At 64.0% G+C, this 26,479-nt stretch carries 22 protein-coding genes; 11 read left to right on the top strand and 11 right to left on the bottom strand.

The window, feature by feature from the left end; all coding sequences use genetic code 11:
* Window positions 1–150 precede the first annotated feature (150 nt).
* Complete coding sequence (locus BTM36_RS17945) at window positions 151–813, top strand: VTT domain-containing protein (protein WP_006462914.1); 663 nt, start codon at window positions 151–153, stop codon at window positions 811–813.
* Between the two features lie 100 nt (window positions 814–913).
* On the opposite strand, the gene BTM36_RS17940 is transcribed toward BTM36_RS17945, so the two are convergent.
* The 3 genes from BTM36_RS17940 to tsaE all read right to left on the bottom strand — a co-directional run bounded on the left by BTM36_RS17940 (window position 914) and on the right by tsaE (window position 5,164).
* Entirely contained in the window at window positions 914–3,124 is a 2,211-nt protein-coding gene (locus BTM36_RS17940; protein ID WP_077237351.1) for an OsmC domain/YcaO domain-containing protein, read from the bottom strand.
* Between the two features lie 235 nt (window positions 3,125–3,359).
* Window positions 3,360–4,715: an N-acetylmuramoyl-L-alanine amidase gene (locus BTM36_RS17935; RefSeq protein ID WP_077237350.1), complete on the bottom strand. Its 1,356-nt coding sequence runs from the start codon at window positions 4,713–4,715 to the stop codon at window positions 3,360–3,362.
* Window positions 4,679–5,164 (bottom strand): tRNA (adenosine(37)-N6)-threonylcarbamoyltransferase complex ATPase subunit type 1 TsaE, encoded by a 486-nt coding sequence (gene tsaE, locus BTM36_RS17930; protein ID WP_006462917.1) that lies wholly within the window; start codon window positions 5,162–5,164, stop codon window positions 4,679–4,681. The genes BTM36_RS17935 and tsaE overlap by 37 nt, the downstream gene beginning before the upstream one ends.
* A gap of 57 nt (window positions 5,165–5,221) precedes the next feature.
* Between tsaE and queG the strand changes: the two genes are divergently transcribed.
* The gene (gene queG, locus BTM36_RS17925; protein ID WP_077237349.1) at window positions 5,222–6,355 is read left to right on the top strand and encodes a tRNA epoxyqueuosine(34) reductase QueG; all 1,134 of its coding nucleotides are present in this window, start codon (window positions 5,222–5,224) and stop codon (window positions 6,353–6,355) included.
* A 31-nt stretch (window positions 6,356–6,386) separates the two neighbouring features.
* On the opposite strand, the gene BTM36_RS17920 is transcribed toward queG, so the two are convergent.
* Genes BTM36_RS17920 through BTM36_RS17910 form a run of 3 tightly spaced genes read right to left on the bottom strand, consistent with a single transcriptional unit; the run spans window position 6,387 to window position 9,947 of the window.
* Window positions 6,387–7,277, bottom strand: a complete 891-nt coding sequence (locus tag BTM36_RS17920) for an AEC family transporter (protein ID WP_006462922.1) — start codon at window positions 7,275–7,277, stop codon at window positions 6,387–6,389.
* A 1-nt stretch (window position 7,278) separates the two neighbouring features.
* Window positions 7,279–7,869 (bottom strand): response regulator transcription factor, encoded by a 591-nt coding sequence (locus BTM36_RS17915; RefSeq protein WP_077237348.1) that lies wholly within the window; start codon window positions 7,867–7,869, stop codon window positions 7,279–7,281.
* 50 nt (window positions 7,870–7,919) lie between these two features.
* Complete coding sequence (locus BTM36_RS17910) at window positions 7,920–9,947, bottom strand: nitrogen regulation protein NR(II) (protein ID WP_077237467.1); 2,028 nt, start codon at window positions 9,945–9,947, stop codon at window positions 7,920–7,922.
* A gap of 220 nt (window positions 9,948–10,167) precedes the next feature.
* On the opposite strand from BTM36_RS17910, the gene BTM36_RS17905 reads away from it, so the two are divergent.
* The 3 genes from BTM36_RS17905 (at window position 10,168) to BTM36_RS17895 (ending at window position 13,150) form a co-directional block, all read left to right on the top strand.
* Window positions 10,168–11,184: a TRAP transporter substrate-binding protein gene (locus tag BTM36_RS17905; protein ID WP_077237347.1), complete on the top strand. Its 1,017-nt coding sequence runs from the start codon at window positions 10,168–10,170 to the stop codon at window positions 11,182–11,184.
* A 128-nt stretch (window positions 11,185–11,312) separates the two neighbouring features.
* Entirely contained in the window at window positions 11,313–11,873 is a 561-nt protein-coding gene (locus BTM36_RS17900; protein ID WP_006462926.1) for a TRAP transporter small permease, read from the top strand.
* The gene (locus BTM36_RS17895; RefSeq protein WP_006462927.1) at window positions 11,870–13,150 is read left to right on the top strand and encodes a TRAP transporter large permease; all 1,281 of its coding nucleotides are present in this window, start codon (window positions 11,870–11,872) and stop codon (window positions 13,148–13,150) included. The genes BTM36_RS17900 and BTM36_RS17895 overlap by 4 nt, the downstream gene beginning before the upstream one ends.
* Before the next feature lie 496 nt (window positions 13,151–13,646).
* Here BTM36_RS17895 and BTM36_RS17890 read toward each other — a convergent pair whose 3' ends face one another.
* Window positions 13,647–14,300: a VOC family protein gene (locus BTM36_RS17890; protein ID WP_077237346.1), complete on the bottom strand. Its 654-nt coding sequence runs from the start codon at window positions 14,298–14,300 to the stop codon at window positions 13,647–13,649.
* Between the two features lie 98 nt (window positions 14,301–14,398).
* Here BTM36_RS17890 and BTM36_RS17885 point away from each other — a divergent pair, with 98 nt between their 5' ends.
* From BTM36_RS17885 to plsY, 4 genes are all read left to right on the top strand, one after another.
* Complete coding sequence (locus BTM36_RS17885) at window positions 14,399–14,908, top strand: methylated-DNA--[protein]-cysteine S-methyltransferase (protein ID WP_077237466.1); 510 nt, start codon at window positions 14,399–14,401, stop codon at window positions 14,906–14,908.
* Window positions 14,909–14,917: 9 nt separating this feature from the next.
* A complete protein-coding gene (gene xerD, locus BTM36_RS17880; protein WP_077237345.1) occupies window positions 14,918–15,841 on the top strand; it encodes a site-specific tyrosine recombinase XerD in 924 nt (307 codons plus the stop codon).
* Window positions 15,842–15,918: 77 nt separating this feature from the next.
* Window positions 15,919–16,419, top strand: a complete 501-nt coding sequence (ybaK, locus tag BTM36_RS17875) for a Cys-tRNA(Pro) deacylase (protein WP_077237344.1) — start codon at window positions 15,919–15,921, stop codon at window positions 16,417–16,419.
* Window positions 16,420–16,452: 33 nt separating this feature from the next.
* Window positions 16,453–17,070 carry a glycerol-3-phosphate 1-O-acyltransferase PlsY gene (gene plsY, locus BTM36_RS17870; protein ID WP_077237343.1) on the top strand — a complete coding sequence of 206 codons (618 nt, stop codon included), beginning with the start codon at window positions 16,453–16,455 and terminating at the stop codon, window positions 17,068–17,070.
* 99 nt (window positions 17,071–17,169) lie between these two features.
* On the opposite strand, the gene tsaD is transcribed toward plsY, so the two are convergent.
* A complete protein-coding gene (tsaD, locus tag BTM36_RS17865; protein WP_077237342.1) occupies window positions 17,170–18,231 on the bottom strand; it encodes a tRNA (adenosine(37)-N6)-threonylcarbamoyltransferase complex transferase subunit TsaD in 1,062 nt (353 codons plus the stop codon).
* Window positions 18,232–18,361: 130 nt separating this feature from the next.
* Here tsaD and ybiB point away from each other — a divergent pair, with 130 nt between their 5' ends.
* Window positions 18,362–19,414, top strand: a complete 1,053-nt coding sequence (gene ybiB, locus BTM36_RS17860) for a DNA-binding protein YbiB (protein WP_077237465.1) — start codon at window positions 18,362–18,364, stop codon at window positions 19,412–19,414.
* Window positions 19,415–19,643: 229 nt separating this feature from the next.
* Here ybiB and BTM36_RS17855 read toward each other — a convergent pair whose 3' ends face one another.
* On the bottom strand, window positions 19,644–20,096 hold the full coding sequence (locus BTM36_RS17855; protein WP_006462937.1) for a hypothetical protein: 453 nt from the start codon (window positions 20,094–20,096) through the stop codon (window positions 19,644–19,646).
* Between the two features lie 988 nt (window positions 20,097–21,084).
* Here BTM36_RS17855 and BTM36_RS17845 point away from each other — a divergent pair.
* Window positions 21,085–23,184: a bifunctional diguanylate cyclase/phosphodiesterase gene (locus BTM36_RS17845; protein ID WP_077237340.1), complete on the top strand. Its 2,100-nt coding sequence runs from the start codon at window positions 21,085–21,087 to the stop codon at window positions 23,182–23,184.
* Here the strand turns inward: BTM36_RS17845 and BTM36_RS17840 are convergent.
* Together BTM36_RS17840 and BTM36_RS17835 are read right to left on the bottom strand one after the other, a co-directional pair.
* Window positions 23,174–24,565 (bottom strand): MATE family efflux transporter, encoded by a 1,392-nt coding sequence (locus BTM36_RS17840; protein WP_077237339.1) that lies wholly within the window; start codon window positions 24,563–24,565, stop codon window positions 23,174–23,176. The two genes, BTM36_RS17845 and BTM36_RS17840, sit on opposite strands and share 11 nt — an antisense overlap.
* Window positions 24,566–24,647: 82 nt before the next feature.
* Window positions 24,648–26,372, bottom strand: a complete 1,725-nt coding sequence (locus BTM36_RS17835) for a glycosyltransferase family 39 protein (RefSeq protein ID WP_077237464.1) — start codon at window positions 26,370–26,372, stop codon at window positions 24,648–24,650.
* Between the last annotated feature and the right edge of the window lie 107 nt (window positions 26,373–26,479).

Raw genomic sequence — 26,479 nt, 5'->3', positions numbered from 1 at the left:
TCCGCCCCGGGGCGAGTGTTGTATGATGCCTTCGCAGGTGGGAGGGATCACCCCGCCTTCCGGATATCTCCCGGAGTTGCACAGGGGAAATATCCCGCCGCCTGGCGATGGGGCGCCGCGGCATCGATGAATCACCAACGATTGGGTTTTATGGATTATCTGCAGTTGCTGGACGTGCTGGTGCACGTGGACAAATATCTGGGCGTCCTCATCGAGCAGTACGGCACGCTCATCTACGCGGTGTTGTTCCTGATCGTGTTCTGCGAGACCGGGCTGGTGGTGTTGCCGTTCCTGCCGGGAGATTCCCTGTTGTTCATCGCCGGCACCTTCTGTGCCATGGGGGCCATGGATATCTGGCTGCTGATGACCCTGCTGGTGATCGCAGCGGTGGCGGGCAATACCCTCAACTACTGGATAGGCGGCTGGGTCGGTCACCGCGTCTATACCCACAATTACCGCTGGCTCAATCCGGAAGCCCTGCAAAAGACCCATTCCTTCTACGAAAAACACGGCGGCAAGACCATCGTCATCGCCCGCTTCACGCCCATCGTGCGAACCTTCGCACCGTTCATCGCCGGCGTGTCGGGCATGAGTTTCGCCCGCTTCCAGCTCTTCAATGTGCTGGGTGCCTTGCTGTGGGTGGTGGGGCTGGTGGTGCTGGGCTACCTGTTCGGCAATATCCCGGTGGTGCAGCAGAACCTCAATACCCTGGTCCTGATCGGGATCGTGGCGGCCATCATTCCCATCGTGCTGGGCGCCTTGTGGCAGCTGTGGCGCAAGGTACGTGGCAAGCGCAAGGTGCGCAGCGCCTGAGACCGCCGGCGTCAGGGCAGAAAAGAACAAGCGTTGGCAGCCTCGTGAATGCCGTTCAGTGAAGACTGAACGGCATTTTTCATGATGCCGGCCAATCGCCTCAGGCTGCAGCGGCAGCCTGCGCGAACCTGGCGCGTGCCTTGTGCAGCTTGCGATAGCTGTCGAGCAGGCGCTGATGGCGGTCCAGGCCTTCGAGCTTCATGCTGGTCGGCGTCAGGCCGTGGAAGCGCACATCCCCCTTCACCGATCCGATGGCCGCATCCATGCGCTCATTGCCGAACATGCGACGGAAGTTGGTTTCGTAGTCTTCCAGCGCCAGCTCATCGTCCAGTTCCACTTCCAGCACGACGTTCAGGGCCTGGTAGAACAGACCGCGCTCGACCGAGTTGTCGTTGTATTGCAGGAAGGCGCCGACCAGGTCATGGGCCTCTTCGAATTGCTGCAGGGCCAGATGGATCAGCAGCTTCAGTTCGAGCACGGTCAACTGTCCCCACTCGGTGTTTTCATCGAACTCGATGCCGATCAGGGTGGCGATGTCCGAGTAGTCATCCAGCTCGTTGTTCTCCAGGCGCTCAAGCAGGGCGGCCAGGGCGTCATCGTCCAGGCGATGCAGGTTCAGGATATCGGCGCGGAACAGGAGCGCCTTGTTGGTGTTGTCCCAGATCAGGTCTTCCACCGGATACACCTCGGAATAGCCCGGCACCAGGATGCGGCAGGCTGTGGCGCCCAGTTGGTCATATACGGCGACGTAGGCTTGCTTGCCCATCTCCTCCAGGATGCCGAACAGGGCGGCGGCTTCCTCGGCGTTGGAGTTTTCGCCCTGGCCGGAGAAATCCCATTCCACAAATTCGTAGTCCGACCTGGCACTGAAGAAGCGCCACGAGACGATGCCCGACGAATCGATGAAGTGCTCGACGAAGTTGTTGGGCTCGGTGACGGCATTGCTCTCGAAGGTCGGCTGGGGCAGGTCGTTGAGGCCTTCGAAGCTGCGTCCCTGCAGCAATTCGGTCAGGCTGCGCTCCAGCGCCACCTCGAAGCTGGGGTGAGCACCGAAGGAGGCAAAGACCCCGCCCGTGCGCGGGTTCATCAGGGTCACGCACATCACCGGATAGACGCCGCCCAGCGAGGCATCCTTGACCAGCACCGGGAAACCTTGTTCTTCCAGCCCCTGGATGCCGGCCAGGATGCCGGGATACTTCGCCAGCACCTCCTGGGGCACGTCGGGCAAGCAGATTTCGCCTTCCAGGATTTCACGCTTGACCGCGCGCTCGAAGATCTCCGACAGGCACTGCACCTGGGCTTCGGGCAAGGTATTGCCGGCACTCATGCCATTGCTGACGAAGAGGTTTTCGACCAGGTTGGAAGGGAAATACACCACCTCGCCATCCGACTGCCGCACGAACGGCAGCGAGCAGATGCCGCGTTCGGCGTTGCCGGAATTGGTATCGACCAGATGCGAAGCGCGCAGCTCGCCGTCGGGGTTGTAGATGTCCAGGCAGTAGTCGTCGAGGATTTCCTTGGGCAGTTTGTTGCCGCGCCCGGGCTTGAACCAGCGTTCGTCGGGATAGTGCACGAACTCGGCATTGGCGATGTCCTCGCCCCAGTAGGAACCTGCATAGAAGTGGTTGTTGCTGATGCGTTCGAGGTATTCGCCCAGGGCCGAGGCCAGCGCGCTTTCCTTGGTGGCGCCCTTGCCGTTGGTGAAACACATCGGCGAATGCGCGTCGCGGATATGCAGCGACCACACATTGGGAATGATGTTGCGCCAGGAGGCGATCTCGATCTTGATGCCCAGTTCGGCCAGCAGGCCCGACATGTTGGCGATGGTCTGCTCCAGCGGCAGGTCCTTGCCCAGGATGCGGGTGCTGGCGCCGGCTTCGGGCTGGAGGGTCAGCAGGGACTGGGCATCGGCGTCCAGGTTCTCGACTTCCTCGATGATGAATTCCGGCCCTTCCTGCACCACCTTCTTGACGGTACAGCGCTCGATCGAGCGCAGGATGCCGCGGCGGTCGGCCTCGCTGATGTCGGCCGGCAGCTCGACCTGGATCTTGAAGGTCTGCTGGTAACGGTTTTCCGGATCGACGATGTTGTTCTGGGACAGGCGGATATTCTCGGTGGAAATATTGCGCGTATTGCAGTACAGCTTCACGAAGTACGCCGCGCACAGGGCCGAGGACGCCAGGAAGTAATCGAAGGGACCCGGCGCCGAGCCATCCCCCTTGTAGCGGATGGGCTGGTCGGCGATGACGGTAAAGTCGTCGAACTTGGCTTCAAGACGCAGCTTGTCGAGGAAGTTGACTTTGATTTCCATGGCGGAATTCCGATAAAGAGCCGAAAAGCGGCTGAAACGAGAAACAAGAAACGGGAGAGGGCGCTATTATCCCCTATCCGGTGGTGATCCAAGGCGGACGCCGACGCTGCCTCGAAAGGCAGGTGTGTTGCGGTCAGCGGGGCTGCAGGTACGGTTGACCGCTACCAATGACAAATATGAAATAAAAAATGCCGTTCAGTGCCTGACTGAACGGCATCAGCGGCGGGCGCCGGGGTCAGGTCAGCTTGTTCTTGGCCAGCGGCGGGTTCTTGGCGAAGTAGTTGCGGATGCCGGTCAGGATGGCGTCGGCCATCTGGTCCTGATAGCGCTCGTCGGTGAGCTTGGCTTCTTCTTCCGGGTTGGAGATGAAGGCGGTCTCGATCAGGATGCTGGGGATGTCCGGAGCCTTGAGCACGGCAAAGCCGGCCTGTTCCACCGCGCCCTTGTGTAACTTGTTGATGCCGCCGATTTCCTTCAACACCGCATTGCCCACGCGCAGGCTGTCGTTGATCTGGGCGGTGGTCGACAGGTCCAGCAGCACGCTGGCCAGCTGGCGGTCATGGGTCTTGATGTTGACGCCACCGATCAGGTCGGCCGAGTTTTCCTTGTTGGCCAGCCAGCGTGCCGCCGTCGAGCTGGCACCCTTCTCGGACAGCGCGAACACCGACGAACCACGTGCGGTGGGCTGTACGAAGGCGTCGGCGTGGATCGACACGAACAGGTCGGCCTGCACCTTGCGCGCTTTGACCACGCGCTGGCCCAGCGGCACGAAGAAGTCGGCGTCGCGGGTCAGCATGACGCGCATATTGGGGTATTGCTCGATCTTGCGCTTCAGGCGCTTGGCGATGGACAGCACCACGTCCTTCTCGCGGTTGCCCCGCGCGCCGGTGGCGCCGGGGTCTTCGCCACCGTGGCCGGGGTCCAGCGCGATGGTGATCATGCGGGTGAGCTGCATGCGCGGCTCTTCCGGGACCACCCGCGGATTGCGATCGCTCTTGTCGTCCGGTTGTGGCTTGATTTCTGCCAGCGGTACCGGGTCCGGCTTGGGCGCCGGTGCCTGCGCCAGCGGCGGGGTGGCCGGGGCTTCCTTGTTCCAGTCGCCCTTCTGGATCAGGGCGGCGATCGGGTCCGGCGGGTTGGACGGATACAGGTCGATCACGAAGCGATACTTGTATTCGCCCACCGGGGCCAGGGTGAACACCTGCGGCTTGATTTCATCCTTCAGGTCGAACACCAGGCGCACCACGCTGGGCCGGTTCTGGCCCACGCGTACCTGCTTGATATAGGGATCGTTGGGCTGGATCTTGGCGACCAGGTCCTTCAGGGTGGAATTGAGGTCGATGCCCTCGATGTCCACCACCAGGCGCTCCGGGTTCTTGACCACGAAGTGGGTGACCTTCAGGTCACTGTCGTTTTCCAGCGTGACGCGGGTGTAGTCGTCGGACGGCCAGACACGCACGGCCAGGATCTGGGAGGCCAGGGCGGGCAGGGGAGTGACGACGGAGACGAACAGCGCACCGCCGGCTTTGAGGATAGTGCGGCGGGTTTTGGACTTCACAGGTTGGGGGCGAATTTCAGTCGAGCGAGGCATTGATGACCCTTGTCGGACAACGCACGCAATTCTACATCACGACCGTTCCCTGCAAGAGACAGGTTGACGTGGATGTCCGGCGGCGGCAACACCGGATCGCCTTTTTCGGGCCATTCGACGATACAGACGGAGTTTTCGTTGAAATGTTCACGGAAACCGGCATCGAGGAACTCCTCCGGGCTGGCCATGCGGTACAGATCGAAGTGGATGACTGTTACCATGCGCCCTGCGAGTGTCACTTCATAGGGTTCGGCCAGGGTGTAGGTCGGGCTCTTGACCCGCCCCGAATAGCCCGCTGCATGCAGCAAGGCACGCGTCAGCGCGGTCTTGCCGGCGCCCAGGTCGCCGTGCAGGTAGATCGCCAGGCCCGGTGCCAGCACCTGCGCCAGGTCGGCACCCAGGCGCGCGGTGGCGGTTTCGTCGGGCAGGTGGAGGTGGAGTCGCTGCATATACATCCTGGTTTGTTACGTCATCCGAGATGACTTGTTTACTGGTTCAATCGCTTCATGCCTGCTCACGCCACCCCTGTCGATCTTGCCGACTCCGCCAGCCTGGCTGCCCTGGCCGCTGCCATCAAGGACTGGGGCCGTGCACTGGGCTTTGCCGAGGTGCGCATCGCCGATGTCGACCTCTCGCACCGGGAGGCGGGCTTCCAGGCCTGGCTGGACAAGGGTTACCACGGCGAGATGGATTATATGGCAAGCCACGGCCTGAAACGGGCGCGGCCGGCCGAACTGGTGCCGGGGACGGTGCGCGTGGTCAGCGTGCGCATGCCCTATCTGCCGGCCGCTACCGACCCCGGCCAGGCCGACTGGCGCGCCCGGGAAGAGGCCCGCAGCGGCGACCCGTCGGCGGCCCAGGTCTCGATCTATGCACGCGGGCGCGACTACCACAAGGTCTTGCGCGCCCGTCTGCAGCAACTGGCCACCCGCATCGAGGAACGCATTGGCAGCTTCGGTTACCGCGTCTTCACCGATTCGGCACCGGTCATGGAAGTGGCCCTGGCCGAAAAGGCCGGGCTGGGCTGGCGCGGCAAGCACACCCTGTTGCTGCACCGGGAGGCCGGTTCCATGTTCTTCCTGGGCGAGATGCTGACCGATCTGCCGCTGCCGGTCGATGACCCGGTCACCCCGCACTGCGGCCAGTGCAGCGCCTGCATCACGGCTTGCCCGACCGGGGCCATCGTCGCCCCGTATGAGCTGGATGCGCGGCGCTGCATCTCCTACCTCACCATCGAATTGAAGGGCAGCATCCCGTCCGACCTGCGGCCGCTGATCGGCAACCGCATCTACGGCTGCGACGACTGCCAGCTCTACTGCCCCTGGAACAAGTTCGCCCAGCGCGCCAGCCTGCCCGACTTCGACCCGCGCCATGGCCTGGACAGCGCCAGCCTGGTCGACCTGTTCGGCTGGAGCGAAGAGCAGTTCCTGAAGAACACCGAGGGCAGCGCGATCCGCCGCATCGGCCATGAACGCTGGCTGCGCAACCTGGCCGTGGGCCTGGGCAATGCCGCCGATAGCCCCTCCCACAAGGGGGACGCCGCCATCGTGGCGGCGCTGCGGGCAAGGCTTGTGCATCCGTCGGCGCTGGTGGTCGAGCATGTGCAGTGGGCACTGTCCCGCCACGGTGCGGGCGGCTAGGCCCCAGTGCGCGGTGCTCTGGGCGCAGTGTTCAATGCACCAGCGCCAGCCAGAATGGAATGGTCAGCGCCGAGAGCAGCGTGCCGAAGGAAATCAGGAAAGCCGTGAACGGACCATTGCCGCCCATGCGCGCGGCCAGGATGTAGGCGCTGGAGGCGGTGGGCAGGCTGCAGAACAGCACCACGATGCGCAACTGCAGCGGGGGCAGTTGCAGATGGCGACCGATCAGGTAGGCCACCAGCGGTACGGCGAAGAGCTTGATCAGGATGAACCATCCCACCACCAGCTTGCTTTCCTTGAGCCCCGACAGGCGCAGGCCGGCACCCACCATCAGCAGGCCCAGCGCGATGGAAGCCGCGCCCAGGCGCGAGAGCACCACCGATGCCGCCTCCGGCAGGTGCAGCCCCAGTGCCGAAAACGTCAGTCCGCCGGCAGTGGCCACCAGCAGTGGATTCTTGGCCAGTTCGCGCAAGAGGTTGCTGTTCTTCGGGGCCAGCGCATGGACCGCCGCGATATTGCACAGCGGGACGCCAAAGCCCAGCAGGATGGCCATCAGGCCGGCTCCTTCCTCGCCGGCCATGCGGGTGGCCAGCGCCAGTGCGATATAGGAATTGAAGCGGTAGGCGCATTGCATGCCCGATTCGTAGGTCATCGGCGTGGCCCGCAGCAGGGGTTTGCCCAGCCAGGTCAGTACGATGCCGGCCAGCAGCGACAGCACCCCGGTCTGCACCAGGCCACCAGTGACCCCCAGGTCGACCTTCAGGCGTGCGGTGGAATAGAACAGCAGCGCCGGAAAGAGCAGGAAGTACACCAGCTTTTCCATGCCGGCCCAGAACTCGTCGCCCCAGTTGGAGATGCGATAGACCAGCACCCCCAGCACGATCAGGCTGAAGTCCGGCAGCAGGAGATTGAGGATTTCCACCTTACTTGAGCAGCCGCGCCAGTTCGACGGCGGTCTTGACATTCATCTTGTCGAAGATGTGGGCGCGGTGGACCTCGACGGTGCGCATGCTGATGCCCAGTTCATCGGCGATGACCTTGTTCATCTTGCCGGCCAGGATCAGGTCCAGCACCTCGCGTTCGCGTGCCGAGAGTGCCGCCAGGCGGCCCTGGACGGCATCCTCGGCGCCGCCGGCGCGCGAGCTGGCCAGGGCTTCCAGTACGCGGTCCATCAACTGGTTGTCGTTGAAGGGCTTCTCGAAGAAATCGAAGGCACCGTTCTTGAGCATGTCCACTGCCATGGGGACGTCGCCATGGCCGGTGAGGAAGATCACCGGGCGCCGGTGCAGCAGACCCTTGGTCTTGAGTTCATTGAACAGCGCCACACCGCTGGTACCGGGCATGCGCACATCCAGCAGCAGGCATTCCCCCTCGGCATCGATACCGCCGGCCGCGCCGAGGGCGGCCAGGACCGCAGCACCACCTTCATAGGCGGTGGCGGCGATGTTGCGGGAACGCGCCAGCCAGGTCAGCGAATCGCGGATGATTTCTTCGTCGTCGACTATGTGCAGCATTGGTGTGCGGGGTGGGGCCAGATCAGTGGGGCCGTGGGGCGGCGGTCTCTTTATTGTGGCTGGCCGCTCTGGGCGGGCAGCGAAAACCGGAAGATTGTACCGCCTGCCGGGTTATCGGTGTAAGTCAGCGTGCCGCCATGGAATTCGATGGTCGTGCGACAGATGTTGAGGCCCATGCCCATGCCCTCGGCCTTGGTCGAGAAGAAGGGCGAGAACAGGCGCGCAGCAACGTCCTCGGCAATGCCGTGGCCCTGGTCGATTACCGAGACGGTGACCGATTCCACACCATCGTCGTTGCGGGTCAGCTCGGCCGTCACGCGCAGGATACGGCGTGCCGAGGGCACGGCAGCCATGGACTGGATGCCATTGCGGGTCAGGTTCAGGATCACCTGTTCCAGCAGTACCTGGTCCCCCAGGATAGGCGGCAGGGAACGGGGCACCTGCAACTGCAACACCACGAAGAACTGCTGGGCCTGCAGTTCGATCAGCGGTGTCACGTTGTCGATCAGCTGCCTCACCTGCAGGCGCTGCCGCGCCGGTTCGCGCTTCTTGACGAACTGGTGCACGCTGCGGATCACGTGGCCGGCGCGCTGCGCCTGGGCGTGGATCTTTTCCAGCGCCGGCTGCAGCGCCTTGGGGTCGGCCTGGCCCTGCTGCATCATGTTCAGCGCCCCGGTGGTGAAGCTGGAAATGGCCGCCAGCGGCTGGTTCAGTTCATGCGCCAGGGTGGAGGCGATCTCGCCCATGCTGGCCAGGCGGGCGCTGGCCTGCAGCTTCTCCTCCTGGGTGCGGTTCAGGTCTTCGGCGCGCTTGCGTTCGGAGATGTCGAGGATGGAGCCCATCCAGCCGGTCTGCTTGCCGTTTTGGTCCACCAGCGGAGACTCGAAGATCAGCACCGGGAAGCGCTCTCCGTCGCGGCGCTGGAAAATGGTCTCGAACTGCGGTGTGGCGCGTCCGGCCAGGACGTTGGAGAAACGCTCCTGGTATTCGTCCATGGCTTCCGGCGCCCAGTAGGGCATGGGCGGGATCTTGCCCACCAGTTCTTCGGCGGCGAAGCCAACCATCTTGCAGAAGGCCGGATTGACATAGGTGATGCGTCCCTCCAGGTCGCGTGCGCGCATGCCGGTGACCAGCGAGTTTTCCATCGCGGCGCGAAACACCGCCTCGTTCAGCAGGGCCTTCTCGGCCTTGGTGCGGCGGGTGATGTCCCGCCACAGCGCCCACAGGCTCCACAGCAGGCCCAGCGAGAGCACGATCACGGACCCCACCAGCAGGTTGGGCAAGAGCTTGGGCGCGCTCTTGGTGCTGTTGGTGTGCAGCACCAGGGTCAGGCCCGGCAGTTCCAGTTCGCGGCGGTGGGTGTAGACATTCAGGCCGGGGCCGCCCGAGGTGCGGCGTGCCACCACGTTGTCGTCGGTGTCGGTGAGCGAAATCTCGTTGTCCTGGGCGAACCACCACGGCACCATTTCATTGAGGATGCGCGCCACCGCATAGCTGGCCACCAGGCTGCCGACGTAATGATTGTCGCGGAACAGGGGCACGTGATAGTCCATCAGCATCGGTTCGGCGATCCCCGGTGGCACGGCAGGCGGGCTGTAGAGCGGGCGGTGCATCTGGCGCGCGCGGTCACCGGTCATCAGCGAGGACTGCGAGAGATCGTTGCGACTGATGGGGAAGTCGTCGGTGGAGGCCACCGGCCGTCCTTCGGCATTGAACCAGGTGACACGATAGAACTCGCGGTTGTTGCGCAGCAGTGCATTGAGGCGGCTGCGGAAGTGGTCCTGGTTCAGGCGGCCGGTGATGATCTCGCGTCCGATGATGCGCATGCTTTCGTCGTCGCGGCTCAGCTGGAAACGGATCGCCTGTTCCACCCACAGCGAATCGGCGATCAACTGCTCCAGCCGTTCGCTGGCCTCCATCTGCTGGGCCTGGCGCGGCAACCAGATCAGGGTGGCCAGGAACAGGCACAGCAGCAGGAAAGGAATCAGCCAGCGCATGGTGGTCTTGCGCCCCGAGGCCTGCAATTGCGAGGCGGCGTTGGGCTGGGGCGAGATCGGCGGAGGCGGGATGGTTTTCATGTCGCCGCCAGTGTAGCTGCCGCCCGGGGCGAGCGCCAGCATCCCGGGCGGCGGGAAAATGCAGGAAGTGTGGTTCGGGGAGCATTGTGGTTATCCACACTTGCCCCATTTTGGTGACACCGAGCAAAATGCGCGGGCATAATCTGGCCCGCGCCAAGCAGAGCCACTACAAAAACAAGTACACCACCAAAACGATTCATACCTCACTGGGGAGACACGCATGAAACTGAAGTCCATCCTGCTGGCCATGTCGGCCGCTACCATCGTCAACGCCGGCCTGACTGCGAGCGCCTTCGCACAGCAGCCCATCATCATCAAGTTCAGCCACGTGGTGGCCAACGACACACCCAAGGGCAAGGCCGCCGAGCGCTTCAAGGAGCTGGCCGAGAAGGCCACCAAGGGCCGCGTCAAGGTCGAGGTCTATCCCAACAGCACCCTGTACAAGGACAAGGAAGAACTGGAAGCCCTTCAACTGGGCGCCGTGCAGATGCTGGCCCCGTCGCTGGCCAAGTTCGGCCCGCTGGGCGTGAAGGAGTTCGAGGTGTTCGACCTGCCTTACATCTTCCCCAGCAAGGACGTGCTCTACCGCGTGACCGAAGGCCCCATCGGCAAGGATCTCTTCAAGAAGCTGGAGCCCAAGGGCATTACCGGCCTGGCCTACTGGGATAACGGTTTCAAGGTGATGTCGGCCAACAAGCCGCTGCATCATCCGGCCGACTTCCGCGGCCTGAAGATGCGCATCCAGTCTTCCAAGGTGCTGGACGCGCAGATGCGCGCACTGGGCGCCAACCCGCAGGTGCTGGCCTTCTCCGAGGTCTACCAGGCGCTGCAGACCGGCGTGGTGGATGGCACCGAGAACCCGCCTTCGAACCTCTATACCCAGAAGATGCACGAAGTGCAGAAGCACGTGACCGTGTCCAACCACGGCTATCTGGGCTATGCCGTGATCGTCAACAAGAAGTTCTGGGATGGCCTGCCGGCCGACGTTCGCACCCAGCTTGAAGGCGCCATGAAGGACGCCACCAAGTACGCCAATGCCATCGCCCAGCAGGAAAACGATGCCGCCCTGGCAGCCGTGGAAAAGACCGGCAAGACCACTGTCTACCGTCTCACCGATGCCGAGAAGGCCGAATGGCGCAAGGCCTTGCTGCCGGTGCAGCAGCAGATGGCCAGCCGTATCGGCAAGGAGCTGATCGACGCCGTCAACAAGGAATCGGCAGCGCTGGGCCAGAAGTAATCGGGCTCGGTACCTGTGCGCGGCGCGCCCGTCCGGCGTGCGCCGCGCCACCCTCTAAAACAATCAGAACAAGCTAAGCCAGCGGCCGCTACCAGCATGGGAGCGGCCTGCCGGCGCAAGGAGATTCCATGAAGTTACTCGACCATCTGGAAGAGTGGCTGATCGCGTTCCTCATGGCCGCGGCCACCTTCATCATCTTCGTGGCCGTGGTGCATCGTTACGCCTCCGGCCTCGACATTCCCTGGTTACAGGACCAGCTCATCCAGATCAACATGAGCTGGGCGCAGGAGCTGTGCATCTTCATGTTCGTGTGGATGGCCAAGTTCGGCGCCGCCTATGGCGTGCGTACCGGCATCCACGTCGGCGTCGATGTGCTCATCAATCGCCTCAACACCCCGTGGCGCAACAAGTTCGTGCTCTTCGGCCTGTTCGCTGGCGCCCTCTTCACCGGCATCGTCGGCACCTTCGGCGCCGAATTCGTCTATGACATCGCCCAGCACGACAGCACCTCCGAAGTGCTGGAAGTGCCGATGTGGATCGTCTACCTGGCCGTGCCGCTGGGTTCCTATCTGATGTGCTTCCGTTTCCTCCAGGTCGCGTGGAATTTCCACCGGACCGGCGAATTGCCCAAGCATGACCATTCCCACGTGGAAGGTCTGGACGAAGAAACCAGCGGAGGTAAAGCATGAATGCATTGATCATTTTCGTCCTGCTGTTCGGGCTGATGCTGACCGGGATGCCGATCTCGATCTCGCTGGGCCTGACGGTACTGACCTTCCTCTTCACCATGACCGACGTGCCGATCCAGTCGGTGGCGCTGAAGTTGTTCACCGGCATCGAGAAGTTCGAGATCATGGCGATCCCCTTCTTCATCCTGGCCGGCAACTTCCTCACCCATGGCGGCGTGGCGCGGCGCATGATCAACTTCGCCACCTCCATGGTGGGGCACTGGCATGGAGGCCTGGCGCTGGCCGGCGTGCTGGCCTGCGCGCTGTTCGCGGCGGTCTCCGGTTCCTCGCCGGCCACCGTGGTGGCGATCGGCTCCATCATCCTGCCGGCGATGGTCAAGCAGGGCTTCCCCAACCGCTTCGGCGCGGGCGTGATCACCACCTCAGGTGCGCTGGGCATCCTGATCCCGCCTTCCATCGTGATGGTGATGTATTCGGTCTCGACCAATACGTCGGTGGGCAAGCTGTTCATGGCCGGTGTGGTGCCGGGTCTGCTGCTGGCCTTCCTGCTGGGGGTGACCACCTGGTACCTGGCGCGCAAGAACAATTACCCGCGCCTGAGGAAGGCCACCTGGGCCGAGCGTTTCGCGGCCTTCCGCAAGAGTGGCTGGGGCCTGTTCCTGATCGTCATCGTCATGGGCGGCATCTACAGCGGCGTGTTCACGCCCACGGAAGCGGCTGCCATGGCCGCGGTGTATGCCTTCTTCATCTCGGTGTTCGTCTACAAGGATCTGCGCCTGAGCCAGGTGCCCAAGGTCTTGCTGGACTCGGCCTCGATGTCGGCCATGCTGCTCTACATCATCACCAACGCGGTGCTGTTCTCGTTCCTCGTGACCAGCGAAAACATCCCCCAGGCGATGGCGGCATGGATCACCGACTCCGGCCTGGGTCCGATCACCTTCCTGCTGGTGGTCAATGTCCTGCTGCTGCTGGCCGGTAACGTGATGGAGCCGTCTTCGATCGTGCTGATCCTGGCGCCTATCCTGTTCCCCGTGGCCATGAAGCTGGGCATCGATCCGGTGCACTTCGGCATTCTCATCGTGGTCAACATGGAAGTGGGCATGTGCCATCCGCCGGTCGGTCTGAACCTGTACGTGGCCTCAGGCATCACTAAGATGGGCATCACCGAGCTGACCATCGCGGTCATGCCGTGGCTGCTGACCATGCTCGGTTTCCTGATGCTGGTGACCTACTGGCCGGCACTGTCGCTGTGGCTGCCTAACCTGATCTACAACTGACACAACAGATGTCTCTCATAATCGGCACCACGCACTACGATGGTGCCGATTTTGTCGGATGTCTGTTAAGTTGCTCGAAAGTATGTTGGTTTTGCCCTGAAAAAGTGCTTTGAAACCGCGCAGAGTGCTGCTAAAGTGCGGGCTTTGCTGAATCGGCACCGTGCATTTGCCGTCCTGGCAATCGAGTTTTGCAGTGATGTTTTTCTAGTGAGTTGTTGATGTACGCGCCTCACCGGCGACCCTGCCGACACATCGGCGCGGGCGCAGGCGGGCAGCACCGAATACAAAGCGGGTGGTGCATAACAAACGGTATCGATACCGGGAAACTGAGGAGACGTGCATTCGATTGAAGCCGTTCAAACGGCCGGGAATGCATCAGGAGTATTTTGAAGGCGCATCCGAGGATGCGCCTTTTTTCTTTGTGCCAGCCGTACGTGGATAGTGCATACGGTTTATACGGTTTATATCTTTTCCGCACCCCCTTCTCCGGGCCGGCTCAGCCCGACAGCACCCGTTCCCCCTGCGGTGTGGATATCACGGCCTCGATGGCGGTCTGCCTTCCTTCCTGCAGCACGATGCGCGCATCCTCGATCCCCACGGCCGCCAGGGCAGCGCCCAGTTCGGCCGGCGCCGGGTGGCTCAGCACCAGGCGTTGCAGGCGGCAGCCGAGGTCGGGCAGGGCGCTGGCCGGGTGAGGCTGGCTGTGCCACTGGATCAGCGAGGGCATCAGGCCGGCGCAGGGCAGGCGGCCGTCGGCGGCGATGGTGATCAGCCAGGCCAGGGTGCCGCGGCTCATGGGCGTGATCTCGCCGACGGCAATGGGACTGGCGGCCACCGCCGCTTCGATGTCGTCGGTGCGGGCCACCCAGTGGGCCAGGCGCGGCGGCGCATCCGCGACCAGCTCGTCCATGCCGAACCAGCGTGCACGAGCAGGAGTGCTGCCGGCGGGATCGATGGCGATCACCTCCAGGTAGAAGCCCGCACCCAACGACAGCAGGGCATTGTGCGTGCCCAGTCGCTCATGCTGTCCGCCGATGCGCGGCGCCATCGAGACGCCCAGTTGCTGCTGTAGCCAGGCCATGCCGGCTTCAAGGCTGGGGGCGGTGACCACCAGGTGGTCCGGTTCGGTGTGGGGCGATGCCTGCGTCATGCGGTCTCCTGAAGTGTTGTCCTCTGTTTTGCCCGATGGTATCAAGCCCGGGCCTGAATTGCTTAAAATAGGCCTCCATCGCATTTGGCCCATTGTCCATGACCCAGCTCCAGACCGAATCGCCCCTGACCGTGCTGTTTTCCGCCGTGGTGCATACGCCCTTTGGCGGCATGGGCATCCGTACCCAGGCCGGGGCGCTGGTCGAGATGGTCTACCTGCCGGCGCATTACGCCGAGAAGGATGCCGCCGATCCGGTGGCGGCCAAGGCTGTACAGCAGATCCGGCGTTACCTGGCCGATCCGGGCTTTCGCTTCAAGCTGCCGCTGGCTCCGGTGGGCAGCGCCTTCCAGCAACGCGTCTGGCAGGCCATCGCCGCCATTCCCTGCGGCCAGGTCCAGACCTATGGCCAGGTTGCCAAGCACATCCAGTCCGCCCCGCGTGCGGTCGGACAGGCCTGCGGCGCCAACTGGTATCCGCTGGTGATTCCTTGTCATCGGGTCACCGCCGCCGGCGGCCTGGGCGGGTTTTCGCATCATGACGACGTCGACGGCTTCCACCTGGAGGTCAAGCGCTGGTTGCTGCGCCACGAAGGCGTGCACGGATACTGACGGACTCGCATGGGACGCACCACACCGAAGATAGAAGCGCCCGCCGCCAGCCGCGAGGCCATCGATGAATTCTGCGACAGCCTGTGGCTGGAAGACGGCCTGTCCAAGAATACGCTGGAGGCCTACCGGCGCGACATGACCCTGTACGCCCACTGGCTGCATCATGAGCACGCCAAGTCGCTCTACGAGACCCAGGCCGATGACCTGCATGCCTATTTCGCGGCCCGTCACGACCAGACCAAGCCCAGTTCTTCCAATCGCCGGCTGGCGGTGTTGAAGCGGTTTTTCCAGCTGGCGCTGCGCCAGCACCGGGTGGCCGCCGATCCCTGCCTGAAGATGCGCTCGGCGCGCCAGCCGCAACGTTTCCCCAAGACCTTGTCGGAAGGCCAGGTCGAGGCCCTGCTGGCCGCACCCGATGTGTCCACGCCCCTCGGGCTACGCGACCGCGCCATGATCGAGCTGATGTATGCCAGCGGCTTGCGGGTGTCGGAGCTGGTGCTGTTGAAGAGCATTGAAGTCGGTATGAACGAGGCCGTGCTGCGGGTCACTGGCAAGGGCGACAAGACCAGGCTGGTGCCATTCGGCGAGGAGGCCGGGTCCTGGATTGCCCGCTACCTGGCCGAGGGACGGCCGCAGATCCTGCAGGGCCAGGTCGACGATGCCCTGTTCGTCACCGCACGCGGCGGGCCGATGACGCGCCAGATGTTCTGGACCCTGATCAAGAAGCACGCACTGCAGGCCGGCATCACGGTGCGCCTGTCACCGCACACGCTGCGCCACGCCTTTGCCACCCACCTGCTCAACCATGGTGCCGACCTGCGCGTGGTACAGCTGCTGCTGGGCCATGCCGACATCTCCACCACCCAGATCTACACCCACGTGGCACGGGAGAGGCTCAAGCAACTGCATGCCGCACATCACCCCCGCGGCTGATCTTGCGGCATAATGTGCGCCCATGACGGCCCGGCCGGCCTGCTGGGCCGGTCAGGCAGCCGTCAGGAAGAACACCGATGAGCGCCAAGAAAGAACACATCTCCGAAACCCCCGCCACGCAATTCCTGCGCAAGCAGGGTGTGACCTTCACCGAGCATCCCTACGATTACGAGGAGCATGGCGGCACCTCGGTGTCCTCGCGCGAGCTGGGCGTGGACGAGCATGCCGTCATCAAGACCCTGGTGATGCAGGATGAGGCGGCCAAGCCGCTGCTGGTGCTCATGCATGGCGACTGCAAGGTCTCCACCAAGAACCTGGCACGCCAGATCGGCTGCAAGTCGGTCGAGCCCTGCAAACCGGAGGTGGCCAATCGCCACTCGGGCTTCCTGATCGGTGGGACCTCGCCCTTCGGCACCCGCAAGAGCATGCCGGTCTACGTGGAAGCCAGCATCCTGGAACTCGACAAGATCTACATCAATGGCGGCCGGCGCGGCTTCCTGGTGGGCATCGACCCCGCCGTCCTCCTGAAGGTGTTGCCTGCCAAGGCGGTGCAGTGCGCCCTGGCTGATGCACCCTGACAAGAACCCAGAGACAAGAGAAAGAACGCATTCATGTACAACATCCTTTTCGCCATCGCGGCCTACCTGATCGGCTCGCTGTCCTTTGCGGTGGTGGTGTCCAAGGTCTTCGGACTGGCCGATCCGCGTACCTACGGGTCCAAGAATCCCGGTGCCACCAATGTGCTGCGCAGCGGCAACAAGAAGGCGGCGGCACTGACCCTGCTGGGCGATGGCTTCAAGGGCTGGCTGGCGGTCTGGCTGGCGCAGAAGTTCGGGCCGCAGTATGGCGTGGACGACACCGGCATCGCCCTGGTCACGCTGGCCGTCTTCCTGGGGCACCTGTGGCCGGTGTTCTTCCGCTTCGTGGGCGGCAAGGGCGTGGCCACCGCGCTGGGCATCCTGCTGGCGCTGGACCCCTGGCTGGGCCTGGCCACGCTGGGGACCTGGCTGGTGGTGGCCTTCGCTTTCCGCTATTCCTCACTGGCAGCGCTGGTAGCGGCCCTGTTCGCCCCGTTCTACTACGGCCTGCTGTTCGGCACCACCGACGGCATCCTGCTGGCCGTGGTCGCGATGGCGGCACTGCTGATCTATCGCCATCGCAAGAACATCGGCAACCTGCTGGCCGGCAAGGAAAGCAAGATCGGGAGCAAGAAGAAGGCCGGCAAGTAAGCTGGACAAGTAAGTTGGGCAAGGCTGCTTGCCACTTCCCGAAAACAGAAGGGCCGCAATGGAGATTGCGGCCCTTTTTGTTTATATCGTATAAATTATTTATGTGGCTGGAGTCATCGCACCTTGTGGCGGCCGCAGTTCATCCAGCGGCCAGCGCGGCCGCACGCCAAAACCATATTCCTTGCGCGCCGCATCGGGTTGCTCGCGCAGGCGCATGGCACCGGCAAAGGCGATCATGGCGCCGTTGTCGGTGCAGAACTGCAGTTCCGGATAGAACACTTCGTAGCGGCGCTTGGCTGCAGCGGCATTGAGGGCGGCACGCAACTGGGCATTGGCACCCACACCGCCGGCAATCACCAGGCGCTTCAGGTTGGTCTGCTTCAACGCGGTCATGCACTTGGCCACCAGTACGTCGACGATGGCGTCTACGAAGCCGCGTGCGATGTTGGCCTTGTCCTGCTCGCAGATATTGGCGCTGTTGCTGCCGTGCTGTTTGACCACGGTCAGCACCGCAGTCTTCAGGCCGGAGAAGCTGAAGTCCAGATTCTTGGAATGCAGCATGGGGCGCGGCAGCTGGTACGCGGCCGGGTCACCGAACTCGGCCAGGCGCGAGATGGCCGGTCCACCCGGATAGCCCAGGCCCAGCAGCTTGGCCGACTTGTCGAAGGCTTCGCCGGCAGCGTCGTCCAGGGTTTCGCCCAGCAGTTCATAGCGCCCCACGCCATCGACCCGCATCAATTGCGTATGGCCGCCCGAGACCAGCAGGGCGATGAAAGGAAAGCGCGGCGGCTTGCTGGCCAGCAGCGGCGAGAGCAGGTGGCCCTCCAGGTGATGGATGCCCAGTACCGGCTTGTCCAGCGCCAGGCCCAGGCCGCAGGCCACCGACGCGCCGACCAGCAGCGCGCCGGCCAGTCCCGGTCCCTGGGTGTAGGCGATGGCGTCGATCTCCTGCGCTGGCACATGGGCGTCCGCCAGGGTCTGCCGCAGCAGTGGAATGGCGCGCCGGATGTGGTCGCGCGAGGCCAGCTCGGGGACGACACCACCGTACTCCTGGTGCATGGCGATCTGCGAATGCAGGGCATGCGCCAGCAGGCCGCGCTCGGTGTCGTACAGAGCGAGGCCGGTTTCATCACAGGAGGATTCGACGCCGAGGACTAGCATGGGGATGGACTCAATGAAGCGGCCGGTCCCCGACGGGTGGGGTGCGCGGCAAAGGCGCTATTGTAATGGAAAGCCCGGCCGCTGGCCCTGCCGGCTGCGGCAGGCGCCGCTTTTGGTGTACCCTTCGGCCATGCAAAACGATGCCCACATTCCTGCTCCGGCTGCGGCCGTCGAGCCTGCCAGCGCTGCCCCGGGTATTGCCGCCGCGGTGGCCGCCCCGCTGGTCGCCACCCCCTTCGTTGCTGCGCCCTTCATCAAGGAGATCGGCCGCGGCAAGGATGGCGCGCGCAGCCTCTCCCGTGACGATGCCCAGGCCATGTACCAGGCCATGCTCGAGGGCCGCGTCAGCGACCTGGAGCTGGGCGCGATCCTGCTGGCCATGCGCATCAAGGGCGAATCGGTCCAGGAGATCGCCGGTTTCCTGGCGGCCGCCGAAGCGTCCTTCACGCCGCTACGCGCGCCCGCCGGCGATTACGCACCTGTGGTCCTGCCCAGCTACAACGGGTCGCGCAAGATGGCCAACCTTACGCCGCTGCTGTGCATGCTGCTGGTGCGCCGGGGCGTGCCAGTGCTCATGCACGGCGTGACCCGCGACCCACAGCGCCTGACCAGCGCCGAGATATTCAGTGCACTGGGCATTGCCCACGCAGCCTCCGGTGCCCAGGCTGAAGCGCTGATGGCCGCAGGACAACCGGCCTTCATCCCGATTGCTGCACTGGCTCCGTCCATCGCGCGACTGCTGGAGATGCGCCGTATCCTGGGGGTGCGCAACTCCACGCATACCCTGGTGAAGATCATGCAACCGTTTGCGCAGCCGGCCTTGCGTCTGACGTCGTACACCCATCCCGAGTATCTGGAGATGTTGAGCGACTATTTTGGCAACGCTGCACCGCATGATCGCGGCGATGCTTTCCTGATGCGCGGTACCGAGGGCGAGACCGTGGCCAATGCCCGGCGCGCCCAACGCATCGACTGGTTCAGCCACGGCACGCGCACCGTGCTGGTGGAAAAGCAGAGCGTGGCCGAGGATGTGCCGGAGTTGCCGGAAGGTAGCGACGCACTGGCCACGGCGCGCTGGATCAACGAGGTGCTTGATGGCCGCCGTCCTGTACCGCAGGCCATCGCCGAGCAGGTCGATCACTGCGTCGACGTGGCTGCGCGGGTACGCAAAAATATTTCCTGACATCGTCTGCGGCGTGGGCGTTTCGCCACAGCGGCTCCTGCGGGGCGGGAAGCTGTCGAATTGACAGCCCGTCGCCAGGACGCAAGCAAGGCGTGGCGGTCAGCAATGGTCAGGAAAAAATCGGGAAGAAATGCCGGCAATGCGGCCAATAGGGCAGGCGGAAAAAGGCCCGGATGAAGATCCCTGGGGAGTCGGGATCGTGATTCGGAGGGACTTGGGAGTGCTGGGCTCAGGTGCGCGGACGGCGGCGGGCGGTGGTCTTGGCGGCTGCCACGAGCTTTTCCGGTGCGTGGGCGGCAATCTGGGCAAAGGCGAAGATCACTTCCTTGACGATCTTGCGCTGGGGCGCCGGCAGATTGATGAAGGCCTCGAAGGCTTCGCGCTCGCGGTAGCCGATGGCTTCTTCCCAGCGGGCGCGGCGCTTGTCGATGCGCTTGCCGATCTCTTCGCCGAAACGAAGGTGCTGGGGAGTGACGATGAGCCATTCGGCCAGCGTCTCCAGCTTGTCCTGCTTGGGCATCGACTCGCCCAGCAACCAGCGTCGTACGCCGTGCAGGGTCATCGGTTTGCCCCAGTACCGCAGATTGAATTCCCGTTCCAGAACGGCGGGCTTGGGTTCGTATCCAGCTTTTTCCATCGCGGTGCGCAAGCGCTTTGCGAATTTTTGATTGGCGGTTTCCATGGTTTCGAAGGTACTTTGACGTAGCGCTTTCCGGGGTACGTTTGCATTTGGGGTGAGTTACGCAGCAAACGTGATTTATGCTCACTGGTCAGGAAAGCCTCGCCATCGCCCTGCGCGAGATCCTCGCGGGATGCCGGAAAGGCAGATCGGTCGCGGCTTTGCGCCGAACGGGAAGGGGGCCATGCGCAGGTCTCCGATGCGATGGTGGGACAACCGTTTCGTCGATCACGGCGCGCTGCGGGCATGTGGATGTCAGGTCATCAGGCCACTTCAGGTACGTGCCTGGGACTGTCTTCCGGACGCTCTCGCGGTGCATGTCACCGCAATGGCGCCCTGGTCAACCATGCTGCGCGCCGGTGATCTACGGCGCTTATTGTCAGTCCAGATGCATCGCATGTGAGCCGCGCAGCCAGATTTTTTCAGGGGATGTATCCGCCGCGAGACAGCACATCCGACGCGCCATGCATGCCGCAGCGCGGCACATCGGCGCAGAAGCGCGCTAGAATAGCGCCTCACCGAAAAACAAATTCAATGCGGTGGTGAATAACCGATTAACTTCCCACCTGGTGGGGATGGGGAAGCAGGTTGAAAATACGCTCCTTCCCATGGGGCGTGGCATGGACCCGGTAGCGCCGGGCAGACAAGCAGCACGCTGGTTGAAACAAGACGAATAAATCAAAGAAGTCAGCAGCATCCCTGTGGTACGTTCTGGTTACGTAACTTTTTGAGGTTTCCCGGGTCGGTTCCTGCCGCCTTGCCGGCGCCCTTGCGGCGCCTCCAGGCAAGCTCAGGCACTGCTCCGGAAAGGACCGCGGCGACCCGTTGGCATGCAACGGTGGATCGACTGACGCTCCGCCGCCCGCCGTGCGCTTTGCACCGGTGGCTGCAGTGGCGGGCGGGATGGCCGCGATACCGTGCAGGCGCAGATGCTTGCGGGCTCCCAGCGATCGCCCGCATGGAAGATGCGCAACCTAGCCCAGGTTCGACGATGTCAGGTTCCTTTCATTTCCTGCTGCTGGCCTTTGCCTTACTGGTCGCCAGCCTTTCCGCCTATGCCGCGCTGGAGGTTTCCGAGCGCATCGTGCTGCAGGAGGCGCAGCACCGGCGGCTGTGGCTGTCGGTCGGGGCGGCCGTGTTCGGCGTGGGCGTCTGGGGCGCCATGCTGCTTACGGTGGCGTCGCTGCAGATCAGCATCGCGATCAACTTCGATGCCAGGCTGGTGGCGCTGTCCTTGCTGCTGTGCATGGGTAGCGCCTTCTATCTGATGCACCTGACGGGGCTGCGGCGTCCGCACCCGACCCGCCTGGTCATCGGCGGTCTCGCCATGGGTGCGGCCTTCAATGCGGCCTTCCATATCGCGCTCAAGGCCATGACGCTGCAGCCGCCGCTGCTGTATCACACGATCCTGCTGGTCGTGGCGCTGGTCGTGACCGAGGTGGTGGCGGTGTTCATCGTGACCCTGTTTTCGGCCAGCAATGGTCGCAAGCCCATGACCGGCTCGCTCAATTCGCAGCAGACGCGGCGGGTACTGGCTGCACTGCTGGTCGGGGCCGGACTGGTGTCCTCGGCTGCGGCCGGGTTGCGCGCGGTGATGATCGGCCCGCAGGCACAGAGCCAGGTGCTGGAGGGTATCACCCGCGAGCACCTGGTCAATGGCCTGGTGTTCCTGGCCTTCCTGGCCATGGCCATGGCCTTGGTGGTCAGCGGCGTGCAGCGCAACCAGGTCCTGAAGAAGATCGTCGGCCGTACCAATGACAAGCTGCTGCACTTCGCCACCCACGACGTGCTGACCGGGCTGCCCAATCGCGCCCTGCTGGCCGATCGCATCCAGCACGCGGTGGAGGTGGCGCGGCGCAATGGCCGGCCCTTTGCGGTGCTGTTCATGGACCTGGATGGTTTCAAGGCCATCAATGATTCACTCGGCCATGCGGTGGGCGATGGCCTGTTGGTGGCGGTGGCCCAGCGTATTCGCGCCTGCATCCGCGGCGAGGACATGGTGGCGCGCATCGGTGGTGACGAGTTTGTGGTGGTGATGAGCAATCTGGCCTCGCCGGAGGTGGTGGAGCAGCTGTCGGAAAACATCCTGGCCGCGCTGCGCCTGGATTTCCAGATCGAGGATGCGACCCTGCGCGTGACCTCCAGCATCGGCATCGCGGTCTATCCCAATAGCGGCGAATCGGCCGATGCCCTGATGAAGAATGCCGATGCCGCCATGTACGAGGCCAAGCAGAGCGGGCGCAATACCTATCGCTTCTTCGAACCGGCCATGCATGCCAGCGCGATGCGTCACCTGCAGGTGCGCCAGGCCTTGCAGCAGGCCATCGAACAGCAGCAGTTCCGCCTGCACTTCCAGCCCAAGTATCGCGGTGCCAGCAAGGAGTTGACCGGGCTGGAGGCTCTGCTGCGCTGGAACCACCCGGAGCTGGGCGAGATGGCGCCCGCGGAATTCATCCCCATCGCCGAGCGCTCGGGCCAGATCATCGCCATCGGCGACTGGGTGCTGCAGGCGGTGTGTTGCCAGATCGCGCGCTGGGACGGGGCGGGCATGAAGCCGGTCAAGGTGGCACTGAACCTGTCGCCGCTGCAGATGCGCGCCGATCTGGTGGAGCGCATCATCGCCATGGTCGGCGCGGCCGGCATCGCACCGCAGCGGCTGATGTTCGAGATCACCGAGACCGCCGCCATGAAGGATGTGGAACGCACCACACAAGTGGTGCGCGAGCTGCAATCGCTGGGCTTTGACATCGCCATCGATGATTTCGGCACCGGTTATTCCAGCCTGGCCTACCTGGCGCAGTTCCACTGCCGCCAGGTCAAGATCGATCGCTTCTTTACCTCGCGCCTGGACCTGGAAGATCACTCCGGGCGCGCCATCGTCGCTGCCATCATCGCGCTGGCACATGCACTGCAGATGGAGGTGGTGGCCGAAGGGGTGGAGACGGAAGGGCAATTGCGCGAGCTGCAGTTGCTGCATTGCGACCAGGTACAGGGCTTCCTGCTGGGACGGCCGGCGGAGGCTCCCACGGTGCCAGGGCTGGTCAACGCCAGCAACGACGATCTGTTTGCCGGCGGCGCGTTCAGATCCTGAGTTCGCCCCTGGCAGCGCGTCGCTGGATCACGCGCAGGTAGGCCAGCAGGCCCACCGCCACGAGACCCAGGCTGAGGCTGTTGGCAGCCCAGAAGCCGGCCGGTCCGCGCAGCGCGGCCGGGGTCCAGCCCAGCGGGTCGAGACCCAGCAGGTAGCCTCCGCCCAGGCCTACGCCCCACAAGGTCAGCGCATAGATCACGGTGGGGACCACGGCGACCTTGTAGGCGCGCAGTACGAAGGCGGTGGTTACCTGCATCGCATCGAAGAACTGGTAGAAAGCGATGTAGAGGAACAGCGGCAGCGCCGCGCCGATGATCACCGGATCGGGCGTGTAGGCGTGGATGATGTGCTCACGCAGGAACCAGACGACCATCCCGATCACCACCGACAGCGAGACCGCCAGGCGGATGCCGGCGCGTCCGATTTTCTTCGCCTCCTGCATGTTGTTGCCGCCGATGGCCTGGGCTACCAGGGTGCTGGTGGCGCTGGCGATGGACAGCGGCAGCATGTAGAGCACGGTCCCGACGTTGCCTACGATCTGGTGGCCGGCCACCGGCACGGCGCCCAGGCGCGCGATGAAGACCGCCATCAGCGTGAAGGCGGTGACTTCGATGAAGTAGGACATGCCGATCGGAACACCCAGGCGCAGCAGCTTGCCCTGGGCTTTCCAGGAGGGGGCGACGAAGCCGCTGCCGAACAGATTGAGTGGCCGATAGTAGGGCAGTCGCGCCACCAGCAACCAGGCGGCGATCATCATCAGCCAGGCGATCAGGGTGGTGGCGATGGCGCAGCCGGGGCCGCCGAAGGCGGGCAGGCCCAGGCCGCCGAAGATCAGCAGGGCGTTCAGCGGCAGCTTCAGCAACAGGCCGCAGAGCTGGATGGCCATGACCATCTTGGGTCGCGCCAGTGCAGTGTTGAGCGCCGAATAGACACGGAAGAACAGCGTCGCCGGCAGCGCCAGCGCCTCGATGCGCAGATACAGGGTGGCCTTTTCCACCAGTTCCGGCGAGGCCTTGGCGAAGGCCAGGAATACCGGCGAGAACATCAGCACCAGCGACCCCACGATGGACAGCAGTACCGCCAGCCACATGCCCTGCTTGACCTCGTTGCCGATGTCGTCCAGCCGGCCGGCGCCGAACAGTTGGCCGATGGTCGGTTGCAGGGCCTGCAGCACGCCCGACAGACCCACGAACACGCTCACGTAGATGGATACCCCCAGTGCCAGTGCACCCAGATCCAGCGCCGAGAAGCGCGACACCATCACGGTATCGATCACGCCATTGGCGATCAGTGCCAGTTGGCCGACCAGCAGTGGCCAGGCCAGCCGCGCGATGCGGCCGACGTGGTGGCGGGAGGAGAGGGCGGGCAGTTCGGTGGTCACGCGGGGGGGGGGGGCTAGGGGCAGATGTGCAAGGGGGGCAGTCTCAGCAATATCAGCGATATCAGCAGTACCAGGCCGGTCTTCAGCGACCGGCGCGACGATAGAGACGGAAGCGTTCATCGCGGTCCGACGGCCGGCGACCTTCCCACACCATGCGCCAGGACCCGGGGTACTGGCGCAGCATGAGTGAGGCATCCTGATTGCTGATGTCATCCTGCAGCAGCAGGTAATCACAGCTCTGGTCACGTTCGTCGGCGAAGCGCACGTTGCCGAAGTAGGCGAAGGAGGCGCGCTGCGCCGGGCCGACATTGGTCTGCACGCATTGCTTGACCGAGCCCAGCCTGGATTCGATCTGCTCGGCCACGCCCGCATAGCTCTTGCCATAGTTGACCCAGGGCAGCCACAGCGTCATCAGCAGCACCCAGCACAGGATCACCCCTCCCGAAGACAGCACGACGGCACGCCACAGTACCGAGGGGCGGCGCGAGATGCGCCAGTGCACCACCACGATCCAGGCGATGGTGGCGGCGATGGCGATGGCCAGGGAGATCCAGGCGAAGCCGGGTTTGAAGCCAGGTGCCAGCTTGTAGGCATTGCGCGCGATCTGCGCCGGCCAGCCGGTTTCCTTGGCGATCCAGCCGATCCAGATGAAGGCGGCCGAGGTGGTCAGCGTCATCACCGAGAACCAGTCCACCGCATTGATGGCGCCACGCTTCATGGTCGGCAGGCCGAAGGCGGCCAGGATGGCCAGCGCTGGCAGCAGCGGCAGCAACATGCCTTCTTCGTGATGCACGTTCATCAGCACCAGCAGCGTGATCGGAATCAGGAAGGCCAGCGGCAGCGCGATGTGCAGCGAACCCGGCTGGCGGCGCCAGGCATACAGCGCCCAGCCGGCGAAGGGCCAGGCCGGCCAGGCAAACCAGACACCGTACTTGCCCAGGAAGGCGAGGGTGGCCAGGGTGGGGCGATTCAACTGGTAGATGTTCCAGCTCATCCAGAGATCGAACTGGCCGGCAGCGTCGTCGCCGATGAGCCGGCGCAGCGCCAATACCCAGGCAGCGCTCATGAGCAGGGCCAGCGGCAGCGATACCAGTGCTGCCAGGCGCAGTGCGCGGCCATCCTTGCGGACCAGCGCCAGCACCAGCAGCGCGATCAGCACGCCGGCCGGCAGCAGCCAGCCATAGGTCAGCACCAGCATGCCCAGCGCCAGGCCCAGCCAGAAGGCGTGGCGCAGCTTGCCGGCATCGAACACGCGGGCTGCGCCGTACATGGCGTAGGCCACCAGCGCGATCTGCAGGGTCTTGGGGCTGGTTTCGTGGCTATGCAACAGCAGGCCGAGGAAACCCAGATAGATCAGGAAGGCGCCATCGGCCAGCGTGCGGCCGAAGTCCTTGGGTTCGGGCTGGCCACCGAAGGCCAGTTTCAGCGGTTGTGCCTCGGGCCGACGGCCCAGCAGGTAGGTGGTGTACCAGATCGAGAGCGAACCGACCAGGAAGCAGCCGATGGTGGAAATGCGCGCCGCCAGCGGGTCACCGAGCAGCCAGCCGAACAGCTTGATGCAGATCGCCCCGAACCAGTAGGCCAGTGGACTTTCCGCCGGTAGCGGCAGGCCGGCCACATTGGGCGTGAGCCAGTCGGCCAGCACACCGTGCGCCATGGTCCACATGATGCCGAAGCTGGTGGCATCCTCGTTCTTCCAGGGGTCGCGGCCGATCAGGCCGGGCAGGATATACAGGAGGGCGAGCGCAAGCAGTGCCATGCGCGGAAGCGCATGGGTGGCTGCTGCTGGAAGACGGACGGGCTTCATCAAGATGTTGTTGCTCTTGTTCTGTACTGCGATATTGGGGTGGGGCACAGGCCTTGGCTGTGCGCTCGCCGCTGCATGGGGCGGCGGATATTTTTTGCAGGCCCTAT

The organism is Herbaspirillum sp. VT-16-41 (genome assembly GCF_001994935.1).
GTDB lineage: Bacteria > Pseudomonadota > Gammaproteobacteria > Burkholderiales > Burkholderiaceae_D > Herbaspirillum > Herbaspirillum frisingense.
This window is presented reverse-complemented; position numbering and strand designations above follow the sequence as displayed.

Excerpts from the sequence above, each read along its gene's own strand:
- BTM36_RS17935 (WP_077237350.1), bottom strand. The coding sequence starts at position 4,715 with ATGCCTCGCTCGACTGAAATTCGCCCCCAACCTGTGAAGTCCAAAACC.
- plsY (WP_077237343.1), top strand. The coding sequence starts at position 16,453 with ATGTACAACATCCTTTTCGCCATCGCGGCCTACCTGATCGGCTCGCTG.
- ybaK (WP_077237344.1), top strand. The coding sequence starts at position 15,919 with ATGAGCGCCAAGAAAGAACACATCTCCGAAACCCCCGCCACGCAATTC.
- tsaE (WP_006462917.1), bottom strand. The coding sequence starts at position 5,164 with ATGCAGCGACTCCACCTCCACCTGCCCGACGAAACCGCCACCGCGCGC.
- BTM36_RS17905 (WP_077237347.1), top strand. The coding sequence starts at position 10,168 with ATGAAACTGAAGTCCATCCTGCTGGCCATGTCGGCCGCTACCATCGTC.
- BTM36_RS17895 (WP_006462927.1), top strand. The coding sequence starts at position 11,870 with ATGAATGCATTGATCATTTTCGTCCTGCTGTTCGGGCTGATGCTGACC.
- queG (WP_077237349.1), top strand. The coding sequence starts at position 5,222 with ATGCCTGCTCACGCCACCCCTGTCGATCTTGCCGACTCCGCCAGCCTG.
- BTM36_RS17885 (WP_077237466.1), top strand. The coding sequence starts at position 14,399 with ATGACCCAGCTCCAGACCGAATCGCCCCTGACCGTGCTGTTTTCCGCC.
- tsaD (WP_077237342.1), bottom strand. The coding sequence starts at position 18,231 with ATGCTAGTCCTCGGCGTCGAATCCTCCTGTGATGAAACCGGCCTCGCT.
- BTM36_RS17845 (WP_077237340.1), top strand. The coding sequence starts at position 21,085 with ATGTCAGGTTCCTTTCATTTCCTGCTGCTGGCCTTTGCCTTACTGGTC.
- BTM36_RS17945 (WP_006462914.1), top strand. The coding sequence starts at position 151 with ATGGATTATCTGCAGTTGCTGGACGTGCTGGTGCACGTGGACAAATAT.
- BTM36_RS17835 (WP_077237464.1), bottom strand. The coding sequence starts at position 26,372 with ATGAAGCCCGTCCGTCTTCCAGCAGCAGCCACCCATGCGCTTCCGCGC.
- BTM36_RS17910 (WP_077237467.1), bottom strand. The coding sequence starts at position 9,947 with ATGAAAACCATCCCGCCTCCGCCGATCTCGCCCCAGCCCAACGCCGCC.
- BTM36_RS17940 (WP_077237351.1), bottom strand. The coding sequence starts at position 3,124 with ATGGAAATCAAAGTCAACTTCCTCGACAAGCTGCGTCTTGAAGCCAAG.
- ybiB (WP_077237465.1), top strand. The coding sequence starts at position 18,362 with ATGCAAAACGATGCCCACATTCCTGCTCCGGCTGCGGCCGTCGAGCCT.
- BTM36_RS17890 (WP_077237346.1), bottom strand. The coding sequence starts at position 14,300 with ATGACGCAGGCATCGCCCCACACCGAACCGGACCACCTGGTGGTCACC.
- xerD (WP_077237345.1), top strand. The coding sequence starts at position 14,918 with ATGGGACGCACCACACCGAAGATAGAAGCGCCCGCCGCCAGCCGCGAG.
- BTM36_RS17915 (WP_077237348.1), bottom strand. The coding sequence starts at position 7,869 with ATGCTGCACATAGTCGACGACGAAGAAATCATCCGCGATTCGCTGACC.
- BTM36_RS17855 (WP_006462937.1), bottom strand. The coding sequence starts at position 20,096 with ATGGAAACCGCCAATCAAAAATTCGCAAAGCGCTTGCGCACCGCGATG.
- BTM36_RS17900 (WP_006462926.1), top strand. The coding sequence starts at position 11,313 with ATGAAGTTACTCGACCATCTGGAAGAGTGGCTGATCGCGTTCCTCATG.